This is a genomic window from Streptomyces sp. AHU1 (genome assembly GCF_045343905.1).
Taxonomy (GTDB): Bacteria; Actinomycetota; Actinomycetes; order Streptomycetales; family Streptomycetaceae; genus Streptomyces; species Streptomyces triticiradicis.
On the sequence record NZ_CP174283.1, the window covers coordinates 6,392,937 to 6,411,639 of the forward strand.

Genomic DNA, 18,703 nt, shown 5'->3' on the forward strand with positions numbered 1-18,703 from the left:
TGTTGTGCCGTTCGCAGGGGTAGACCGGGGACCCGCGCGGAAGTCATCGCCCGGCACGGATTTTTTCCCGGCGGATCGCGCCGAGCGCCCGGCGGACCGCTCAGCTGATCAGGGGAAGCGCGGCCAGTTCGGCGACCGCCCAGGTCAGCGGGGCGAACACGGCGAACAGCGCCCCGGCGCGCAGGGCCGCGGCACCGCGCAGCAGCATGGCGGGCGCCCCCAGCCGCAGCAGGGCGGCCGTGGTGTCGGCGCGGGCCTGCCGTGCCTCGACGGCGGCGGTCGCCAGCGTCAGCAGCGTGCACCCGGCGACCAGCAGGGCGCCGAGGGTGGTCAGCGGACCGAACGCGGGCCGGGCGCCGGTGTACAGAGCCGTCATGGCGAACCCGCCCGACGCCACCGCGCACACCACCCCCAGCGGCCGCCCGATGCGCCGTGCCTCCGCCTGGAGCGCCCGCCCGGCCAGCAGGCGCAGCGCGCCCGGACGTACGGCCTGGAGCAGCCATCCGCACAGATACGTGATCGCGGGCCCGGCGAGGGCCAGACCGACCGCCGTCAGCACCCAACCGAGCAGCACCCCGGCCGGACCGCCGACGAATCCGCCGGGCAGCGCGAGCGCGGGCGAGGGGCCCGAACGGCTCGCGTACGTCTCCACGGCCAGCCCCGCCGCCAGCGTGGCCGCGCCCCAGGGGAGCCCGTCGGGGCAGGACTGCGGGGGCGCCGGCCGACGGGAGCCGGCGTCGGCGGTCCGGTGCCGGTCCGGGCCCCAGGGCACGGCCGAGCCCTCGTACGCCACGGCCACGGCCACGTCCACGTGCGGCACGGCCACGTCCATGTCCATGTCCACGTACGGCATGTCCATGAACTCGTACGGGGGAGGGGTTCCCCGTCGACCGCGTTCTTCGTGCCGCCCGTGGGCGACGGTGGCCGAACGGTCCCGGTCGCCCGTCGGCCGGGTCTCCCCGGAGTCGTACGCCTCGGCGGTCCAGTGGAAGTCGTGCCCGGCGGAGCCGTCCGGTCCGGGGGTCCGCGGGTCGGGCGCCGGCAGGGGGACGCCGTCCGCCGCCGCGTCCCGGAACCCGTCGCCCGTGCCCGTCACGGTGAGACCGTCGCCCGCGCCCGGCACGGTGGGACCTCCGGCCGTGCCGTTCGGGGCGAGACCGTCAGCCGCGCCGTCCGCGGGTCTGCCGCGAGCGCCGTCCGCGGGCCGTCCGCCGTCGCGGGCACCGGACCGCGGGGCGCCCGCGACCGTGTTCTGCCGTGCCGACATCCAGGTGCGGCCGTACGGCCGTGCGGTGCGTGCCGGACCGCCGCGCCGCGGGCGCAGGGCCAGGGCGGCCGCCCCGGAGGCCGCGACCGGCACCAGGGTGAGCAGTGTCAGGGCCGCGGGCAGGGGCAGGGACCGGCCGGGGGCGAGGAAGTCCGTCGTGGCGCCGCCGAACGGGACGCCGGTCAGGTCACCGCGCAACTGGAGGAAGAGGAGCAGGGCGAGCAGCGAACCGAGAAGCGTGGACAGGGCCGTGGTGGCGGCGGAGACCGCCATCAGCCGGGCCGGACCGAGGCCGATGGCGGACAGACCGGTCCGGGGGCGGGTGGCGGGGTCGGTGCGGGCCACCGCGACGGCGAAGTAGACCGTGGTGGCGAGGGGAACGGCACACCAGGCCAGGCGCAGCGCGCCGGCGGCCGAGGCGTCCGGATGACTCATCGCGTAACCCAGCGTGCACAGCAGCAGGAACCCGGTGCCCGCGGAGGCGGCGGCGACCAGGAGCCGGCGGAGCTGGACGAGGGGCCGGCCCCCGCGGACTAGACGGAGAGCGAGCACGCGGTCCGGCCTTCCGCCTCGACGACCGGGGGCAGGTGGACGGTGTTCACGCGCCGTCCGTCGAGCAGGGACACCGTGCGGTCGGCGAGGGCGGCGGTGTCCGGGTCGTGGGTGGCGAGGACGACGGTGATGCCGTGCGAACGGGCCGCCGAGGTGAGGGTGCGCAGCACGTGGGCCCGGTCGGCGCGGTGCAGCGGAGCCGTCGGCTCGTCGGCGAACAGCACGGCGGGGGCGGGGGCGAGGGCGCGGGCGACGGCCACCCGCTGCCGCTCCGACTGGAGCAGGGCGTGTGGGCGCTTGCGGGCGCAGCCGCCGATGTCCAGGCGTTCCAGCCACTCCCGGGCGGTGGTCTTGGCGGCCCGGCGGGTCCAGCCGCGCAGCATCAGCGGGAGGGCGGTGTTCTCCCAGGCGTTCAGCTCGGGGATCAGCGTCGGGACCGGGTCGATCCAGCCGAACCGGTCCCGACGCAGCCGCTCGCGGGTGAGCGTGCCCATGGTGTGCACGGGCGTGCTGTTGAACCAGACCTCGCCCTCCCGCGGCACCAGCTGGCCGGACAGGCACCGCAGGAGGGTCGTCTTGCCGCTGCCGCGCGGGCCGCCGACGGCGAGGATCTCGCCCTCACGGACACCGAGCGAGACACCGCTGAGCGCGGGCGTGCCGTTGTGCTCGACGTGCAGGGCGCGGGCCCAGAGCACGTCATCGTCAGGCTGGGGCAGCATCGCGTACACCTCGTTCGGATCTGATGTGCCGTGCCGGGCGATCTCCTCGAGGTCGCTCGGTCCCCCGGACGAGGGAACGAAGGCAGGGCCGATCGGTTACAGGGCACGCTAAGGAGTCGGGGCCGGGAGGCCGGACAGCACGCGGCCCCGGGCCGCCCATTCTCACTCGAACGGGCGTCACCGGGGCCGGTGCCGGTCAGCCGTACGGAAGACCGGGCCCGCCCGGGGGAGAGGGCGGGGCCGGGCACACGGCACGGGATCAGAGCTTGGTCCACGCCTCCGTCAGCGTCGCGCGCAGGATCTGCTCGATCTCGTCGAAGGTCTCCTGGGTGGAGATCAGCGGCGGGGCGAGCTGGATGACCGGGTCGCCGCGGTCGTCGGCACGGCAGTACAGACCGTTCTCGAACAGCGCCTTCGACAGGAAGCCGTACAGGACGCGCTCGGTCTCCTCCTCGTTGAAGGACTCCTTGGTGGCCTTGTCCTTCACCAGCTCGATGCCGTAGAAGAAGCCGTTGCCGCGGACGTCGCCGACGATCGGCAGGTCGTGCAGCTTCTGCAGCGTCTTGAGGAAGTTGCCCTCGTTGTCCAGCACGTGCTGGTTGATGCCCTCGCGCTCGAACAGGTCGAGGTTGGCGAGGCCCACGGCCGCGGAGACCGGGTGGCCGCCGAAGGTGTAGCCGTGCAGGAAGGTGTTGTCGCCCTTGTAGAACGGCTCGGCGATGCGGTCGGAGACGATGCACGCGCCGATCGGGGAGTAGCCCGAGGTCATGCCCTTGGCGCAGGTGATCATGTCCGGGACGTAGCCGAACTTGTCACAGGCGAACGTGGTGCCGAGGCGGCCGAAGGCGCAGATGACCTCGTCGGAGACGAGCAGCACGTCGTACTGGTCGCAGATCTCGCGCACGCGCTGGAAGTAGCCGGGCGGGGGCGGGAAGCAGCCGCCGGCGTTCTGCACCGGCTCCAGGAAGACGGCCGCGACGGTGTCCGGGCCCTCGAAGAGGATCTGCTGCTCGATCTGGTCGGCGGCCCAGCGGCCGAAGGCCTCCGGGTCGTCGCCGTGGATCGGGGCGCGGTAGATGTTGGTGTTCGGGACCTTGTGGGCACCCGGGACCAGCGGCTCGAAGGGCGCCTTCAGGGCCGGCAGTCCGGTGATCGACAGGGCGCCCTGCGGGGTGCCGTGGTAGGCGACCGCGCGGGAGATGACCTTGTACTTGGTGTGCTTGCCCTTGAGCTTGAAGTACTGCTTGGCGAGCTTCCAGGCGGTCTCGACGGCCTCGCCGCCGCCGGTGGTGAAGAAGACCTTGTTCAGGTCGCCGGGCGCGTGGTGGGCCAGGCGCTCGGCCAGCTCCACGGCCTTGGGGTGGGCGTAGGACCACACGGGGAAGAAGGCCAGCTCGGAGGCCTGCTTGGCGGCCACCTCGGCCAGCTCCGTGCGGCCGTGACCGGCCTGGACCACGAACAGGCCCGCGAGACCGTCGAGGTAGCGCCTGCCCTTGTCGTCGTAGATGTAGGTGCCCTCACCACGGACGATGGTGGGAACGGGCGCGTTCTCGTACGAGGACATGCGGGTGAAGTGCATCCACAGGTGGTCGTACGCGGTCTTGCTGAGGTCCTTGGTGCTCACGGCTATCGGGTTCCCCACATGTAGGTCTGCTTCTTGAGCTTCAGGTAGACGAAGCTCTCGGTGGAGCGCACCCCGGGCAGGGCCCGGATGCGTTTGTTGATGACGTCCAGCAGGTGGTCGTCGTCCTCGCAGACGATCTCGGCGAGGATGTCGAACGAGCCCGCGGTCATCACCACGTACTCGACTTCCGACATGGCCGTCAGCGCTTCGGCCACCGGGTCGAGGTCGCCCTCGACGGTGACACCCACCATCGCCTGCCTGCGGAACCCCACGGTGAGCGGGTCCGTGACGGCGACGATCTGCATGACGCCCTGGTCGAGCAGCTTCTGGACTCGCTGGCGCACGGCGGCCTCGGAGAGGCCCACGGCCTTGCCGATCGCGGCGTACGGGCGGCGTCCGTCCTGCTGGAGCTGCTCGATGATCGCGAGGGAGACGGTGTCCACCTGGGGACTGCCGTTCCTGGACTCGCGGGAGTCCCTGGGTTCCGCGCTTCGACTGGCCACGAGCTCACTCTGCACGACGTATCGACAGTTCCGCAAGGCTCAGGCGATGAAATTCGTTGTTTACGGCTACGTGTCTTGCGGATTTCGCAGCCCTGGGCCGTTCGGGGGTGTTGAAAACGTGGAGCCACGGATTAGGGTGGGGGCCAGGCATCTCAGGTAGTGGACACCTGGGTCGTTGGACATCCGACAGGAGGGCCGGGCAGTGAGCACCGAGCTGCGTCGTCTGCGCAATTACATCGACGGAGAATTCCGCGATGCCGCCGATGGACGGACCACGGAGGTGGTCAACCCCGCGACCGGCGAGGCGTACGCGACCGCGCCGCTCTCCGGCCAGGCGGACGTGGACGCGGCGATGGCCGCCGCCGCCGCGGCCTTCCCGGCGTGGCGGGACAAGACCCCCGCCGAGCGCCAGAAGGCCCTCCTGAAGATCGCGGACGCGTTCGAGGAGCGCGCCGAGGAACTGATCGCGGCCGAGGTGGAGAACACCGGCAAGCCGATCGGTCTGACCCGGTCCGAGGAAATCCCGCCGATGGTCGACCAGATCCGCTTCTTCGCGGGTGCCGCCCGCATGCTCGAGGGCCGCTCGGCCGGCGAGTACATGGAGGGCATGACCTCGATCGTCCGCCGCGAGCCGGTCGGCGTCTGCGCCCAGGTCGCGCCCTGGAACTACCCGATGATGATGGCGGTGTGGAAGTTCGCCCCGGCCCTCGCGGCGGGCAACACGGTCGTCCTGAAGCCCTCGGACACCACCCCGGCCTCCACCGTGCTGATCGCCGACATCCTCGGCGGCATCCTGCCCAAGGGCGTCTTCAACGTCGTCTGCGGCGACCGTGACACCGGCCGCGCGATGGTCGAGCACCCGACCCCGGCGATGGCGTCCATCACCGGCTCCGTCCGCGCGGGCATCTCGGTCGCCGAGTCGGCGTCCAAGGACGTCAAGCGCGTCCACCTGGAGCTGGGCGGCAAGGCCCCGGTCGTCGTCTTCGAGGACACCGACATCGCCAAGGCCGTCGAGGACATCTCGGTCGCGGGCTTCTTCAACGCCGGCCAGGACTGCACGGCCGCCACCCGCGTCCTGGTCCAGGACTCCATCCACGACGAGTTCGTCGCCGCGCTCGCCAAGGCCGCCTCCGAGACCAAGACCGGCCAGCCGGACGACGAGGACGTGCTCTACGGTCCGCTGAACAACCCCAACCAGCTCAAGCAGGTCGCCGGCTTCATCGAGCGCCTGCCCGCGCACGCCAAGGTCGAGGCGGGCGGCCAGCAGGTCGGCGACAAGGGCTACTTCTACGCCCCGACCGTCGTCTCGGGCCTCAAGCAGGACGACGAGATCATCCAGAACGAGGTCTTCGGCCCGGTCATCACCGTCCAGTCCTTCTCGGACGAGGCGCAGGCGGTCGAGTGGGCCAACGGCGTCGACTACGCGCTGGCCTCCTCGGTCTGGACGAAGGACCACGGCCGCGCGATGCGCCTGTCCAGGTCCCTCGACTTCGGCTGCGTGTGGATCAACACCCACATCCCGCTGGTCGCCGAGATGCCGCACGGCGGCTTCAAGAAGTCCGGCTACGGCAAGGACCTGTCGGGCTACGGCTTCGAGGACTACACGCGCATCAAGCACGTGATGACGTCGCTGGACGGCTGAGCGGCCGCGCGTCGGACCGGGTGAACCACGTGGCCCCGGACGGGAGTCGATCCCGTCCGGGGCCGCGCCGTTCCCCCTTCGCGCCGGATCAGGCGCTCTCGGTCACGCGGGAGAGCGTGGGCGCGCCCGGCTCTCCCTTCTCCGTGTGGAAGCCGGGCAGCTCGCCGGAGCCGCCGGTGGAACCGCCGACGGAGCCTCCCCCGGATCCGGTGCCGGGCTCGCCGGGCTTGCCCGGAACGGGCAGCGGGGGCAGGCCGTCCTTCGAGGAGAGGGTGATGCCGGCCTTCTTCAGGATCGGCGCGCACGCCTTCACCGCGGCCCGGTAGCTCTTGGAGCCGGGTTCGAATCCCTTGGCCGCCCCGACCCGCACGCTGAACAGGATGCGGCCGTGCTTGTCCTTCGAGGCGTGGAAGGCCGGGAAGACCTTCTGGCCGTGGCCGCGCATGCAGGCCGCGAACGCGTCGTCGGCGGTGTTGACGTCCCCGGGCGCGTGGGAGGTGGGCCGGTACCCGACGGCGCCCGGGAGCCCCGCGGGGCCGCCCTTCGGCGGCTTGCCGGCCGTCGAGTGCTGGGCGGTCCGGACCGACGCGGCGGTCCCCGCCGTCGTGGTGGACCTGTCGGACGCCGAAGCGGCCGAGGCGCTGACGGTCCCGAGAGTGGCGGCCGAGATCAAGGCGCAGGCCAGGGCGAGTCGTCGTGGCCGAGTGGCCGGTGCAGGCATGGGCTTCCTCCATGGGGTGGGCGGCGGTGCCGCCGGTTCGGATGCGGTGGCGCACGATCGCGCACCCCTGTGCCGTCACGCGTCGTGGCGTGATCCGTCGCGGCGTGATCCGTCGTGCCGGGACGCCGCGTGGTGGGGTGTGCGCTGCCGTGCCGTGCCCCAGACAAGCCCGGGGACGGTTACGGCACGGGAACGGCCGTCCTTATCACGAACCGACAGGAGGCCGGGGCGGCCGGGACGGCGGGGCCGCTCGGGGCGCGCCAGCCCCGGCCGGGGCCGTGGGGTTCGCACAGGGGAGGCTTATCCCCGTGTAACCGCCGGGGCGCCACACTGGCCGCCATGCGTGTGCTGGTGGTCGAGGACCATGAAGAGCTCGCCGAGACCGTGGCCGCCGGGCTGCGCCGCGAGGGCATGGCGGTCGATCTCGCGCTGGACGGACCCACGGCGCTGGAGCGCGCCGCTGTCAACGGGTACGACGTCGTCGTGCTCGACCGGGATCTGCCCGGCGTCCACGGTGACCAGGTGTGCCGGACGCTGGCCGCGGGCGGCAGCCGGGCGAGGGTGCTGATGCTGACCGCGTCCGGCACGGTGGCCGACCGGGTCATGGGGCTCGGCCTCGGTGCCGACGACTATCTGCCCAAGCCGTTCGCGTTCGCCGAACTCGTCGCGCGGATAAGGGCGTTGGCACGACGAGCGCAGCCCGCCCTGCCCCCTGTCCTGGTCCGCGGGGAACTGCGGCTCGACCCGGCGCGACGGCAGGCGACCCGGGGCGGTTCGGGGCTCGCCCTCAGTCCGAAGGAGTTCGCCGTGCTCGAACTCCTGCTGGCCGCGCAGGGTGCCGTGGTCTCCACCGAGGAACTCCTGGAGCGGGCCTGGGACGAGGCGGCCGACCCCTTCAGCCAGACCGTGAAGGTCACGGTGAGCCGTCTGCGCCGCAAACTGGGGGAGCCGCAGCTGATCGCGACGGTGGACCGGGCGGGGTACCGGATCGCATGACGGACGTATCCGCAGGCGTGAACCGGCCGGGCCCGTACGGCACGTGCCCATCGTCCGCCGCGTCCGCTCCGTCCGCCGCGTCCGTACGGTCCGCGGGGTCCGGCCGCCGCCGGTGGCGCGTCCCGCGGACCGCACGCGGGCGGCGGGCCCCGGGCGCCGGGTGGTGGCCGGCCCCGGGCACCCCGGGCGCCCCGGGCGGCTTCCGGTGGCGGCTGGTCCCGCGCAGCATCCGCTGGCGGCTCACCCTGCTCTACAGCGCGCTGTTCATGGCCGCGGGGGCCGCCCTGCTCGGCTTCACCTACCTGCTGGCCTCGCGGGCCGCGCCGTCGACGGCGGTCGGGGGATCGTCCTCGGTGTCCGGGATGCCTGGGGGCGAGGGCTACACCCCCGATCCGCCCACGCTCACGATGTACGCCGAGGCCCTGCGCGCCGACCAGCTGCACCAGCTCCTCGTCGAGGCGGGCATCGCGCTCGCCGTGATGACCTTCGCCTCCGTGGCCCTGGGCCGGCTGATGGCCGGACGCGTCCTCGCGCCGCTGCGCACGATGACCGCCGCCGCCCGGCGGATCTCCGCGGACAACCTCCGCCAGCGGCTGGCGGTGCCGGGTCCCGAGGACGAACTGAAGGCGATGGCGGACACCTTCGACGACGTACTGGGGCGGCTGGAGGGCGCGTTCGAGGCGCAGAAGCGGTTCGTCGCCAACGCGTCGCACGAACTGCGCACTCCCCTCACGCTCCAGCAGGCGATCGTGGACGTCGCGCTCGCCGACCCCGGGGCGTCGGTGGAGAGCCTGCGGGCCGCGTGCCTGCGCGTGCGCGCCGCCGGGCAGGAGCAGGCGCGTCTCATCGACGCCCTGCTGACCCTGGCGCGCAGTCAGGGCGGGCTGCAGCGGCGGGAGTTGGTCGACCTCGCCGACCTGGTGCGCGAACGCCTGCCGGACGGTGCGGTGGTGGAGGGCGGCTCCCCTGACCCCGGGGCCGGGGCCGGGGCCGCCGGGCCCCAGGAGGGCGGCGGGCCCGAGAACAGCGGGCCCGAGAACAGTGGGCCCGAGCACGGCGGACACGAGAGCGGGGGGCCCGAGGACGGCCGGCCGCGTGTGCGGGCCGATCTCGGCTCCGCGCCCGTGCTGGGCGATCCCCAGCTGATCGAGCGGCTGGTGGTCAACCTCGCGGACAACGCCGTACGGCACAACATCACCGAGGACGGCGAGAGTTGGGTCCGTCTGTGGACCGGGACGGAGGCGGGCCGCCCGGTCCTGCGGATCGACAACACCGGTCCGGTGATCCCGCGCGAGCAGGTGGCCGGGCTCTTCCAGCCGTTCCGGCGGCTGGGAGCGGAACGGACCCGCGCCCAGCCGCGCGGGAAGGGCGGACCCCGTGACGGCCTGGGGCTCGGCCTGTCCATCGTCACGGCCGTCGCCACCGCCCACGGCGGCACGGTCGAGGCGTGGCCCCGTTCCCGGGGCGGCCTGTCGGTGAGGGTCACGTTCCCGCCGTGCGCACCGCCGCCCCCGGGAGCCGGTCGACAGGGTGTCGGGCCGGCGGGCCGGTGATCGACGCAGCGTCCATTGCCGGACCGGGCCCGGATCGGCATGCTTCGCGTGTGCCAGTCAACCGGAAGATCCCGTCCCCCTCCCGCCGGTCCCTGCTGCGCGCCCTGGGCGGCGGCGCCGCGCTCGGAGCCCTCGCGGGATGCGGGGTGCCGGCGGCGTACGTGGGACCGGGCGACCGGGCCGGAGCCGACCTCTCGGCCACGGACAAGCGGCTGACCTGGGCGAACTGGCCGCTGTACATCGACACCGACGACGAGGACACCACCCGGCGGCCGACGCTGGAGGCCTTCGGGAAGCGCACCGGGATCTCCGTCGACTACATCGAGGAGATCAACGACAACGACGAGTTCTTCGGCAAGATCAGTCCGTCGCTGATGAACCACCAGCGGACCGGCCGCGACCTCGTCGTCGTCAGCGACTGGATGTGCGCCCGTTTCGTCCGGCTCGGCTGGGTCCAGGAGATGGACCGGTCCCGGCAGCCGAACGTCGCCAGGTACCTCGACCCGCTGCTGAGCTCGCCCGCCTTCGACCCCGGCCGCAAGTCCTCGGTGCCGTGGCAGTCCGGGATCACCGGCATCGCGTACGACCGCCGCAGGGTCGGCCGCGAGATCCGGCACGTGTCCGATCTGTGGGCCGACGACCTCAAGGGCCGGGTCACCCTGCTCTCCGGTCTGGACGAGGCGTTCGCGCTGCTCATGCAGGCCGACGGCGTCGACATCACGAAGTGGCGGTCCGACGACTTCCACCGGGTGTGCGACCGGGTCGAGAAGCAGGTGCGCCGCGGCCAGATCCGCCGCTTCACCGGCAACGACTACATCAAGGACCTCGCGAGCGGGGACGTGCTGGCCTGCCAGGCCTACTCGGGCGACGTGATCCAGCTCCAGGCCGACAACCCCGACATCCGCTTCGTCGTCCCCGAGGAGGGCGCCGAACTGTGGGCCGAGTCGCTGATGATCCCCGACCTGGCCCGGCACAAGGCCAACGCGGAGAAGCTCGTCGACTACTACTACGAGCCGGAGGTCGCCGCCGAGCTGGCCGCCTGGGTGAACTACGTCTGTCCGGTCCCCGCCGCCCGGGACGTCCTCGCCTCCTCCAAGGACAAGGACACCGCGGCCCTCGCCGAGGACCCCCTGATCTTCCCGGACTCGGCCATGCGGAAGCGCCTCGCGATCGCCCGCGACATCACCTCCGCCGAACGCACCGAGTTCGCCAGGCGCTGGAACGCGATAGCCGGCCTGTGAGCCGGCAGCCGGCCCGCACGCCGGGGCCGTCCGCTCCCGCTCCGACGGCTTTGCCATCCCTTTACAACCCCGTCCCCCTCCGGCTCGTCTCTCCGCTCGATCCGTAACCGGCCCGCCGTTCCCATCGGCGGGCGGACCGACGAAAGAGAGCGATCGATGCGCCGAACCGTCTTCAGCGCCACCGCACTCGCGTGCACCGCCGTGCTGATGGGCACCGTGCCCGCGTTCGCCGACGGGAGTTCCCCGCGCCCCACGGCCCGCCCGAGCGCCACCTCGGCGCCCGCCCCGGCGAGCCCCACCGCGGCCGGTTCGGGCGGAGGCTCGGCCCCCGCCGAGGCGAGCCCCGTCGCGACCCGGGCGCCGTCCCCCGTTCCCAGCGCCGTGCCGACCCGGGCGCCGCGCTCGGGCCAGGCCTCCGGCACGGGACAGGTCTCCGTCCGGCCGAAGGGAGCGCCCGACACGGGGGTGGCGTCGGCCGACGCGTCCTCCTCGGGTCCGGTCGGACTCGTCGGCGGGAGCGCCGCCGCCGTGGTCGCCGCGGGCGCGGCCGTCCTCGTCGTACGCCGCCGGCGGGCGACCGGGGCATGACGTCCCGCTCCAGGCGCGCGTTCGTCGCCACGGTGGTGGCCGCGCTCCTCGTGGGCTGCGGCGGCCGTCCCTCCGGTGCCTCCGTCGGCGCACGGCCCGGCGGCGCGCGCTCCGGCGAAGCCTCCGCGGCCGCGCCGTCCGCCGTGGAACCGGCGCGTACGCCGGGGCGTTCGGTCCCGGTCGGACTGCGGATACCGGCCATCGGGGTCGACACCCGGCTGACGCGGCTCGGACTGACCCCGGACGGCCGTGCCCAGGTGCCCCCGATCACGGCTCACGACCGGGCCGGGTGGTACCGGTACTCGCCGACGCCGGGTCAGAAGGGCCCGTCCGTGATCCTCGGTCATGTCACCGTCGGCTCGTACGGCGACGGTGTCTTCCGGCACCTCGCGCGCCTGCGCCACGGCGACCGGATCGCGGTGCGCCTGGAGAACGGCGGGTCGGTGGTGTTCGCCGTCACCGAGGTCCGTACGGTCGCCAAGGCCGACTTCCCGGCGGACGCGGTCTACGGCGACGTGGACCGCCCGGAGCTGCGGCTCATCACCTGCGGAGGTCCCCGCTCCGGAAGCGGCTACCTCGACAACGTGATCGTGTTCGCGGCGCAGGCCTCCGCGAACCCCTGACCCCCGCCCCGGCCGGCCGACGGGGGCGCCGGGCGACCGGTCGCCCGCCGCCCGCGCGAGAGCCGGGCTCCCCGTCGCAGCCTCCGGGTCCCCGTGGACCGGGAGGCGGGATCCCGGGCCGACGGACCGTACGTCCGCGGCCCGGGATCCACCCCCTCCGGCACCGTCACGACCATGGAGAATGTTGAAAGGGTCCCGTGAGAAGGCAGCGTCCGAGCTGTTCGCCGCCCTCTATCCGAGCCTCGCCGGCTGGTGCCGCCGTCTCGTCGACGACGACGGGACGGCCCACGAGATCGCCTCGGAGGCGTTCACCCGGCTCTGGTCCCGCTGGACCGCCGTCGCCGAACCGCGGGGTTTCCTCTACGTCACGGCGGCCAACCTCGTCCGGGACCACTGGCGCAAGCTGGAACGGGAACGCCGGGCCGTGCGCCGGGCCACCGTCGAGGCCGCTGTCGGCCCGCGGAACGAGCAGGCCGATCCGTCCGTGCGCCTGCTCGTGCAGTCCCTGCCCGGACGGCTGCGCGTCCCGATCCTGCTGCACTACTACGCTGACATGCCGATCCGGGAGGTGGCCGCGCTGACCGGGCGCAAGGAAGGAACGATCAAGGCCGATCTCCACGCGGCCCGCGAACTGCTCCGCGCCCACCTGAGGAGAAGCCTTGATCACACACTCTGACGACGGACCGGACTTCGGCCCCGACGACCCGCTCGCCGTCATCATGCGGCCCCCTTCCGAGTACCTCTCGCCACCGCCCGGCCGTTACGAGGCGATCCGCCGGGGAGCCGCCCGGCGTCGGCTGCTGCGCGCCGCGGCCGGGGCGGCGGTGGCGTGTGCCGTCGGCGCTCTCTTCGTGCTGCCGCTGCGGTCGGCCGCACCGGAGGCGCCCGTGCCCCCGGTCGTCCCGCTGGCCCCGCCGTCCCCCGCGAGCAGTCCGCCGGCCGAGCCCGCGCCTTCGGCGTCCCCCGGGCCCGCGGAACGGGGTTCCGGGGGGAGTGCCTCCGCCGGTTCCGGCGGGAGCGGCGGAGGCGGCCGCACCTCGGCTCCGAGCACCGCGCCCGTTCCCACCGCGCGTCCTTCCGGCGTGCCCACCTTCACCCGCGGGCCGTCGGCCGCGCAGAACTCCGCGACGGCGACCGCCCGTCCGTCCGCCGCCCGGACCGGGGCGGCCGTTCCCACTCCGGCCAGGGGGACCCAGCGGTAGCGGGTGCGGTCCCCCTCGTCCGGGGTCCGTGCCGGGGGGTGCGGGAAGGCCGCGCTCCCCGTCGTGCGAAGGTGGTGGGCGCCGCCCATAAAGAGATCCTTCAGCACCCATAAGTCGGCCTTATGAGGTCATAGCCCGGACCCGCCTACTGACTTAGGTTTGCCTCAGTTTAGGCTTCCCGTCGAGTCCCCCGCCCCTGCTCGAAGGGAACCTGATCATGCCTCGCCCCCTGCGGGTAGCCATTGTCGGAGCCGGCCCCGCCGGAATCTACGCCGCCGACGCGCTGCTGAAATCCGCAGTGGCCGCCGATCCCGGTGTGTCCATCGACCTCTTCGAGCGGATGCCGGCCCCGTTCGGTCTCATCCGCTACGGCGTCGCCCCCGACCATCCCCGGATCAAGGGCATCATCACCGCCCTGCACCAGGTGCTCGACAAGCCGCAGATCCGTCTCTTCGGCAACGTCGACTACCCGCGTGACATCAACCTGGACGATCTGCGCGCCTTCTACGACGCGGTGATCTTCTCCACGGGCGCGACGGCCGACCGGGCCCTCGACATCCCCGGCATCGACCTCGACGGCTCGTACGGCGCGGCCGACTTCGTCTCCTGGTACGACGGCCACCCGGACGTCCCGCGCACCTGGCCGCTGGAGGCCGAGAAGGTCGCCGTCCTCGGCGTCGGCAACGTCGCGCTGGACGTGGCCCGCATCCTGGCCAAGACCGCGGACGAACTGCTGCCCACCGAGATCCCGCCGAACGTGTACGACGGGCTCAAGGCCAACAAGGCGCTGGAGGTCCACGTCTTCGGCCGCCGCGGACCGGCGCAGGCGAAGTTCAGCCCGATGGAGCTGCGCGAGCTGGACCACTCGCCGAACATCGAGGTCGTCGTCGACCCCGAGGACATCGACTACGACGAGGGCTCGATCGCCACCCGGCGCGGCAACAAGCAGGCCGACATGGTCGCCAAGACGCTGGAGAACTGGGCGATCCGCGACATGGGCGACCGCCCGCACAAACTGTTCCTGCACTTCTTCGAGTCGCCCACCGAGATCCTCGGCGAGAACGGCGAGGTCGTCGGCCTGCGCACCGAGCGCACGGCCCTCGACGGCACCGGGAACGTCAAGGGCACCGGCGAGTTCAAGGACTGGGACGTCAGCGCGGTCTACCGGGCCGTGGGCTACCTCTCCGACAGCCTGCCCAAGCTGCCCTGGGACGTCGAGTCGGGCACGGTGCCGGACGCGGCCGGCCGGGTGCTGGAGGAGTCGGGCGAGCACCTGGCGTCCACCTACGTCACCGGCTGGATCCGGCGCGGTCCCATCGGTCTGATCGGTCACACCAAGGGCGACGCCAACGAGACGGTCGCGAGCCTGCTCGACGACCACGCGAACGGCCGTCTGCTCACGCCCACTTCGCCCGAGCCGGAGGCCGTCGACGCCTTCCTCGGCGAGCGGGACGTCCGTTTCACCACGTGGGAGGGCTGGTACCGGCTCGACGCGGCGGAGAAGGCGCTGGGCGAGCCGCAGGGCCGCGAGCGCGTGAAGCTCGTCGAGCGCGAGGACATGCTGCGGGAGAGCGGCGCCTGAGTCACCGATGCCCCGGACGGGGGCGGTTTTGAACACGTTCAAGTCGGGGCGTACGCTCCCGGTATGAGCGACAGAGCCGCCCTGCTCCGGGGCATCCGTGCGTGGCTTGTCTTCTTCGTCGTCAGCCTGGTGCTCAGTGGCGCCACGGCCTTCCCCCTGGTGCACGAACTGCACTGGACCGAGGACCTATTGAAGGCCCTGTCCGTGCCGGAGCACCTGCCCGCCCTGGCGGACTGGATCGAGCGCGTCCGGCGCGGCCTCGACACCGCCGACGCCGACTACCCCTTCCTGCTCTACGGAACGGACTGGCTGGCGTTCGCGCACCTGGTGATCGCGGTCGCGTTCTACGGCCCCTACCGCGATCCGGTCCGCAACATCTGGGTCGTGGAGTTTGGGATGATCGCCTGTGCCGGCATCGTCCCGCTGGCCCTGATCTGCGGACCGGTCCGCGGGATCCCTTTCTGGTGGTCGGTCCTCGACATGTCCTTCGGGATCTTCGGGGTGATCCCGCTGTACGTCGTCCGGAAGAGGATCAAGCGTCTGGAGGCGCTCGGCGCCGGTCCGGCGCCTGTGCCGGCACCGGCTACTTGAGCGCGGCCAGGGCGATCCGCCGGGCCACCGGGTTCATCTCCTCGCCCTTGGCGTCGGTGGAGCCGACCGAGTAGACGAGCGTGCGCGACAGGTCCCGGGTGGCCGCGATCACGGTGCTGTAGCCGTACCGGGCGCCCGACTTGAGCCAGTAGACCGTGCCCCCGTACTCGAAGCGCTGGAGTCCCGCGCTCATGTCGGCTCCCTCGATGTCCGAGGGCACGGTGAACATCTCCTCCAACTGCCGTGCCGGGACCAGGTCTCCGCGGAACAGGTGCGTGACCAGCCGCTCCAGGTCCGCGGTGGTGGAGATCATGTCGCCCGCCGCCCAGCGGTCCGCCTGGTTCCAGTCGGTGACGTCCGTGAACGCGGTCGTGCCGTCGGGCCGGGGCACCGCCTGGTACCCGTGGTTGTGCGGCCCGTGGATGCGCGGGTCGGTGCCGGGGAAGTACGTGTGGCGCATACCGGCCGGACCGAGGATCCGCCGGGCCGCCTCGTGTTCGTAGGTGTGGCCGGTCACCTTCTCGATCAGCAGGCCGAGGACCGTGTAGTTGATGTTCAGGTAGTCCTGCCGGGTGCCCGGCGCGAACTCCGGCCCCTTCGCCACGGCGGAGGCCACGACCTGGCGCGGGGTGAGGGTGTCGAAGCGGTGCGCGTACGCGTCCTCGAAGGCGTCGCCGAAGCCGTCCCCGGCCTGGATGCCGCTCGTGTGGTTGAGCAACTGCCGTACGGTGACCGGCTCGAAGGCGGACGGCAGCAGACCGGGCAGGTACTTCTGCACCGGGGTCCCGAGCCCGATCCGGCCCTCGGCCGCGAGCTGGAGGACGACCGCCGCCGTGACGACCTTGGTGGTGGAACCGGCGCGGAAGCGGGCGTCCGGATCGGCCGCGCGTCCGCTCTCCAGGTCGTGCACCCCGGCGCTGCCGCGCCAGGTGCCGTCGCTGCCCCCGACCCGTACGAGCGCCGCCGTCGCGTCCGCGTCCGGGAGCCCGGCGAGCGCGGCGCGCAGCGCGGCGGCGTCGGGCCCGGTGGACGTCCGCGCCGCCACGGGCGCGGGGGAGGCGGACGCCGGAGCGCCCAACGGTCCGGCCGCGAGACCGAGGGCGAGGGCGGTGGCGAGGACGACTGCGGTACGGCGTACGGGCATCGGGTGCTCCTGAGGAGGCTGTGCCGGAAGGGGACACCGCTCATCCTCCGGCCGCACGCCTGCCACGAGATCCTCACCAGGCAGGGTCCCGCCCCCCGTATCCGCGCCGGGGTCGCCCCTAGGGGGCGGGCGTGTCAACTACCTCTCGTGTCAAGCACCTTGAGGTCCGCCGGTCGCCCCTCGGCACGGTCCCCGCGCAGGGCGGTCAGCGCGTCGATGCGGTTGGTCGTGATCGAGTCGACCCCCGCGTCGAGCAGCCGGCGCATGGAGCGACGGGTGTCCGGGGTCCATACGGAGAGCAGGTGGCCGCCGCGGTGGACACGGGCCGCAAGGTCCCGGTCCACCAGGGGGAAGCGGTAGTTGAGCCAGCGGGGCTTCACGGCGTCGAGCACGCCCGGGCGCGGTGGCGCCAGGCTCGTCCAGGTCAGCGCGATCTCCGCGGACGGGTCGGCGGCCCGCACCGCGAGCATGGCGGGGGCTCCGGCGCAGTAGTACACCCGCTCCCCGGCCCCGCACGCCCGCACCACGTCCACGACCTCGCGCGCGACCCCCACGTCGACCTGCCCCGGCAGGTCGACCATGACCCGGCTGTCGCCGGTCGCCCCGAGGGCCTCCGCCAGCGTCGGCACACCGCCGGCCGTGAGCCCGCGCACCTCGTCGCCGGAGAGCGAGCTCAGCGGCCGGTCGTGTCCCCACAGGCGTTTGAGCGTCGCGTCGTGCAGCAGGACGGGTACGCGGTCGCGCGTGAGCCGTACGTCGATCTCGACGGCGTCCGCGCCCCGGTGGAGCGCGGAACGCAGCGAGTCGAGCGTGTTCTCACGGGCGCGATAGGGGTCGCCGCGGTGGGCGACTGCGGTCACGGTGCGCATGGGGCCATTGTGGTGGGTCAGAGAGCGAGCCAGGTCGCGGCGTACGTGTCGATCTCCGCGAGGAGTTTCGCCTTCTCCGCCTCGCCGAGGAACGACGCGTTCACCGCGTTCCTCGCGAGCCCGGCGACGCCCTGCTCGTCGAGGCCGAGGAGACGCGCGGTGACCGCGTACTCGGTGTCGAGGTCGGTGCCGAACATCGGCGGGTCGTCGGAGTTGACGGTGACCGTGACCCCGGCCGCCACGAACTCCCTGACGGGGTGTTCGTCGAGGGTGCGGACCGCGCGGGTGGCGATGTTCGACGTCGGGCAGACCTCGAGCGCGATGCCGTGCTCGGCGAGATGGGCGAGCAGTCTCGGGTCCCGCGCGGAACTCGTGCCGTGGCCGATGCGCTCGGCGCCGAGGAAGTTCAGCGCGTCCCAGACGGTCTCCGGACCCGTCGTCTCACCGGCGTGCGGCACCGACCGCAGTCCCGCCGCGCGGGCACGGTCGAAGTACGGCTTGAACTGGGGCCTCGGCACGCCGATCTCGGGACCGCCGAGCCCGAAGGAGAGGAGTCCCTCCGGCCGCAGCCGGTCGTCGGTCGCGAGCCGCATGGTCTCCTCGGCGGCCTCCAGACCGGCCTCGCCGGGGATGTCGAAGCACCAGCGCAGGACGACACCGAGCTCCTTCTCGGCGGCCTTGCGGGCGTCCTCGATCGCGTCCATGAAGGCGCGCTCGTCGATCCCGCGCCGCGTGGACGACCACGGAGTGATCGTCAGCTCGGCGTAGCGCACCTGCTGACGGGCCATGTCGCGGGCGACCTCGTACGTCAGCAGCCGTACGTCCTCGGGCGTGCGGATGAGGTCGACGACGGACAGGTACACCTCGATGAAGTGGGCGAAGTCCGTGAACGTGAAGTAGTCCACGAGCGCCTCGGCGTCGGTCGGCACCCGGGAGTCGCGGTGGTTGGCGGCGAGCTCGGCCACGATGCGCGGGGAGGCGGAACCGACGTGGTGGACGTGCAGTTCGGCCTTGGGCAGCCCGGCGATGAAGGTGCGCAGGTCGCGGGCTTCGTCACGTGCGGTGATGTGCTCGGTCAACGGGTTCCTCCCCGGAGCGGCGTCCCCGTGCCGGGTTCGGCGGGACGCGGGTGATCGGCTGATCGGCGGTTCGGGATCATCGTAGGCGTCCGCCGCCGTCCGGGCCCGGCGTGTTCCGCGCGGGAGGGACGGACCCTCGTACGACGGAGATCCACGCGGGGGCGCGGGCCGTAGCATGACGGAACGTACGAGAGAGGGGACCTCGCG

At 72.9% G+C, this 18,703-nt stretch carries 17 protein-coding genes and 1 pseudogene; 10 read left to right on the forward strand and 8 right to left on the reverse strand.

Going from position 1 to position 18,703, the window contains the following annotated elements; genetic code table 11:
• Positions 1–100 precede the first annotated feature (100 nt).
• The 4 genes from ACICHK_RS28590 to ACICHK_RS28605 all read right to left on the reverse strand — a co-directional run bounded on the left by ACICHK_RS28590 (position 101) and on the right by ACICHK_RS28605 (position 4,680).
• Positions 101–1,819 (reverse strand): hypothetical protein, encoded by a 1,719-nt coding sequence (locus ACICHK_RS28590; RefSeq protein WP_406839095.1) that lies wholly within the window; start codon positions 1,817–1,819, stop codon positions 101–103.
• A complete protein-coding gene (locus tag ACICHK_RS28595; RefSeq protein WP_406839096.1) occupies positions 1,801–2,538 on the reverse strand; it encodes an ABC transporter ATP-binding protein in 738 nt (245 codons plus the stop codon). The genes ACICHK_RS28590 and ACICHK_RS28595 overlap by 19 nt, the downstream gene beginning before the upstream one ends.
• A gap of 259 nt (positions 2,539–2,797) precedes the next feature.
• Entirely contained in the window at positions 2,798–4,162 is a 1,365-nt protein-coding gene (locus tag ACICHK_RS28600; protein WP_406839097.1) for an aspartate aminotransferase family protein, read from the reverse strand.
• Between the two features lie 2 nt (positions 4,163–4,164).
• On the reverse strand, positions 4,165–4,680 hold the full coding sequence (locus ACICHK_RS28605) for an Lrp/AsnC family transcriptional regulator (RefSeq protein ID WP_151472186.1): 516 nt from the start codon (positions 4,678–4,680) through the stop codon (positions 4,165–4,167).
• 187 nt (positions 4,681–4,867) lie between these two features.
• Here ACICHK_RS28605 and ACICHK_RS28610 point away from each other — a divergent pair, with 187 nt between their 5' ends.
• The gene (locus ACICHK_RS28610) at positions 4,868–6,307 is read left to right on the forward strand and encodes a gamma-aminobutyraldehyde dehydrogenase (protein WP_151472187.1); all 1,440 of its coding nucleotides are present in this window, start codon (positions 4,868–4,870) and stop codon (positions 6,305–6,307) included.
• Positions 6,308–6,395: 88 nt separating this feature from the next.
• On the opposite strand, the gene ACICHK_RS28615 is transcribed toward ACICHK_RS28610, so the two are convergent.
• Complete coding sequence (locus tag ACICHK_RS28615) at positions 6,396–7,028, reverse strand: hypothetical protein (protein ID WP_406839098.1); 633 nt, start codon at positions 7,026–7,028, stop codon at positions 6,396–6,398.
• Between the two features lie 339 nt (positions 7,029–7,367).
• Between ACICHK_RS28615 and ACICHK_RS28620 the strand changes: the two genes are divergently transcribed.
• The 9 genes from ACICHK_RS28620 to ACICHK_RS28660 all read left to right on the forward strand — a co-directional run bounded on the left by ACICHK_RS28620 (position 7,368) and on the right by ACICHK_RS28660 (position 15,404).
• Positions 7,368–8,024: a response regulator transcription factor gene (locus ACICHK_RS28620; RefSeq protein WP_406839099.1), complete on the forward strand. Its 657-nt coding sequence runs from the start codon at positions 7,368–7,370 to the stop codon at positions 8,022–8,024.
• Entirely contained in the window at positions 8,021–9,577 is a 1,557-nt protein-coding gene (locus tag ACICHK_RS28625) for a sensor histidine kinase (protein WP_406839100.1), read from the forward strand. Before ACICHK_RS28620 ends, ACICHK_RS28625 begins: the two co-directional genes overlap by 4 nt.
• Positions 9,578–9,627: 50 nt before the next feature.
• Positions 9,628–10,818 (forward strand): PotD/PotF family extracellular solute-binding protein, encoded by a 1,191-nt coding sequence (locus tag ACICHK_RS28630; protein WP_406839101.1) that lies wholly within the window; start codon positions 9,628–9,630, stop codon positions 10,816–10,818.
• 156 nt (positions 10,819–10,974) lie between these two features.
• On the forward strand, positions 10,975–11,406 hold the full coding sequence (locus ACICHK_RS28635) for a sortase-dependent protein (protein WP_406839102.1): 432 nt from the start codon (positions 10,975–10,977) through the stop codon (positions 11,404–11,406).
• Positions 11,403–12,029, forward strand: coding sequence for a class F sortase (locus tag ACICHK_RS28640; RefSeq protein ID WP_406839103.1), 627 nt, complete (start codon positions 11,403–11,405; stop codon positions 12,027–12,029). Before ACICHK_RS28635 ends, ACICHK_RS28640 begins: the two co-directional genes overlap by 4 nt.
• Before the next feature lie 184 nt (positions 12,030–12,213).
• The gene (locus ACICHK_RS28645) at positions 12,214–12,705 is read left to right on the forward strand and encodes an RNA polymerase sigma factor (RefSeq protein WP_151472231.1); all 492 of its coding nucleotides are present in this window, start codon (positions 12,214–12,216) and stop codon (positions 12,703–12,705) included.
• The gene (locus tag ACICHK_RS28650) at positions 12,689–13,231 is read left to right on the forward strand and encodes a hypothetical protein (RefSeq protein ID WP_406839104.1); all 543 of its coding nucleotides are present in this window, start codon (positions 12,689–12,691) and stop codon (positions 13,229–13,231) included. Before ACICHK_RS28645 ends, ACICHK_RS28650 begins: the two co-directional genes overlap by 17 nt.
• 217 nt (positions 13,232–13,448) lie before the next feature.
• Positions 13,449–14,813, forward strand: a complete 1,365-nt coding sequence (locus ACICHK_RS28655) for an FAD-dependent oxidoreductase (protein WP_151472193.1) — start codon at positions 13,449–13,451, stop codon at positions 14,811–14,813.
• A 63-nt stretch (positions 14,814–14,876) separates the two neighbouring features.
• Positions 14,877–15,404 (forward strand): hypothetical protein, encoded by a 528-nt coding sequence (locus ACICHK_RS28660; protein ID WP_406839105.1) that lies wholly within the window; start codon positions 14,877–14,879, stop codon positions 15,402–15,404.
• Here ACICHK_RS28660 and ACICHK_RS28665 read toward each other — a convergent pair.
• From ACICHK_RS28665 to ACICHK_RS28675, 3 genes and pseudogenes are all read right to left on the reverse strand, one after another.
• Positions 15,397–16,548 carry a serine hydrolase domain-containing protein gene (locus tag ACICHK_RS28665; RefSeq protein WP_406839106.1) on the reverse strand — a complete coding sequence of 384 codons (1,152 nt, stop codon included), beginning with the start codon at positions 16,546–16,548 and terminating at the stop codon, positions 15,397–15,399. The genes ACICHK_RS28660 and ACICHK_RS28665 overlap by 8 nt on opposite strands.
• Before the next feature lie 134 nt (positions 16,549–16,682).
• Positions 16,683–17,417, reverse strand: coding sequence for a glycerophosphodiester phosphodiesterase (locus ACICHK_RS28670; RefSeq protein ID WP_406839107.1), 735 nt, complete (start codon positions 17,415–17,417; stop codon positions 16,683–16,685).
• 17 nt (positions 17,418–17,434) lie between these two features.
• Positions 17,435–18,583, reverse strand: a pseudogene (locus ACICHK_RS28675) (adenosine deaminase); the annotation flags it as partial.
• Positions 18,584–18,703: the final 120 nt, after the last annotated feature.

Excerpts from the sequence above, each read along its gene's own strand:
- ACICHK_RS28595 (WP_406839096.1), bottom strand. The coding sequence starts at position 2,538 with ATGCTGCCCCAGCCTGACGATGACGTGCTCTGGGCCCGCGCCCTGCAC.
- ACICHK_RS28615 (WP_406839098.1), bottom strand. The coding sequence starts at position 7,028 with ATGCCTGCACCGGCCACTCGGCCACGACGACTCGCCCTGGCCTGCGCC.
- ACICHK_RS28620 (WP_406839099.1), top strand. The coding sequence starts at position 7,368 with ATGCGTGTGCTGGTGGTCGAGGACCATGAAGAGCTCGCCGAGACCGTG.
- ACICHK_RS28625 (WP_406839100.1), top strand. The coding sequence starts at position 8,021 with ATGACGGACGTATCCGCAGGCGTGAACCGGCCGGGCCCGTACGGCACG.
- ACICHK_RS28635 (WP_406839102.1), top strand. The coding sequence starts at position 10,975 with ATGCGCCGAACCGTCTTCAGCGCCACCGCACTCGCGTGCACCGCCGTG.
- ACICHK_RS28640 (WP_406839103.1), top strand. The coding sequence starts at position 11,403 with ATGACGTCCCGCTCCAGGCGCGCGTTCGTCGCCACGGTGGTGGCCGCG.
- ACICHK_RS28655 (WP_151472193.1), top strand. The coding sequence starts at position 13,449 with ATGCCTCGCCCCCTGCGGGTAGCCATTGTCGGAGCCGGCCCCGCCGGA.
- ACICHK_RS28660 (WP_406839105.1), top strand. The coding sequence starts at position 14,877 with ATGAGCGACAGAGCCGCCCTGCTCCGGGGCATCCGTGCGTGGCTTGTC.
- ACICHK_RS28665 (WP_406839106.1), bottom strand. The coding sequence starts at position 16,548 with ATGCCCGTACGCCGTACCGCAGTCGTCCTCGCCACCGCCCTCGCCCTC.
- ACICHK_RS28670 (WP_406839107.1), bottom strand. The coding sequence starts at position 17,417 with ATGCGCACCGTGACCGCAGTCGCCCACCGCGGCGACCCCTATCGCGCC.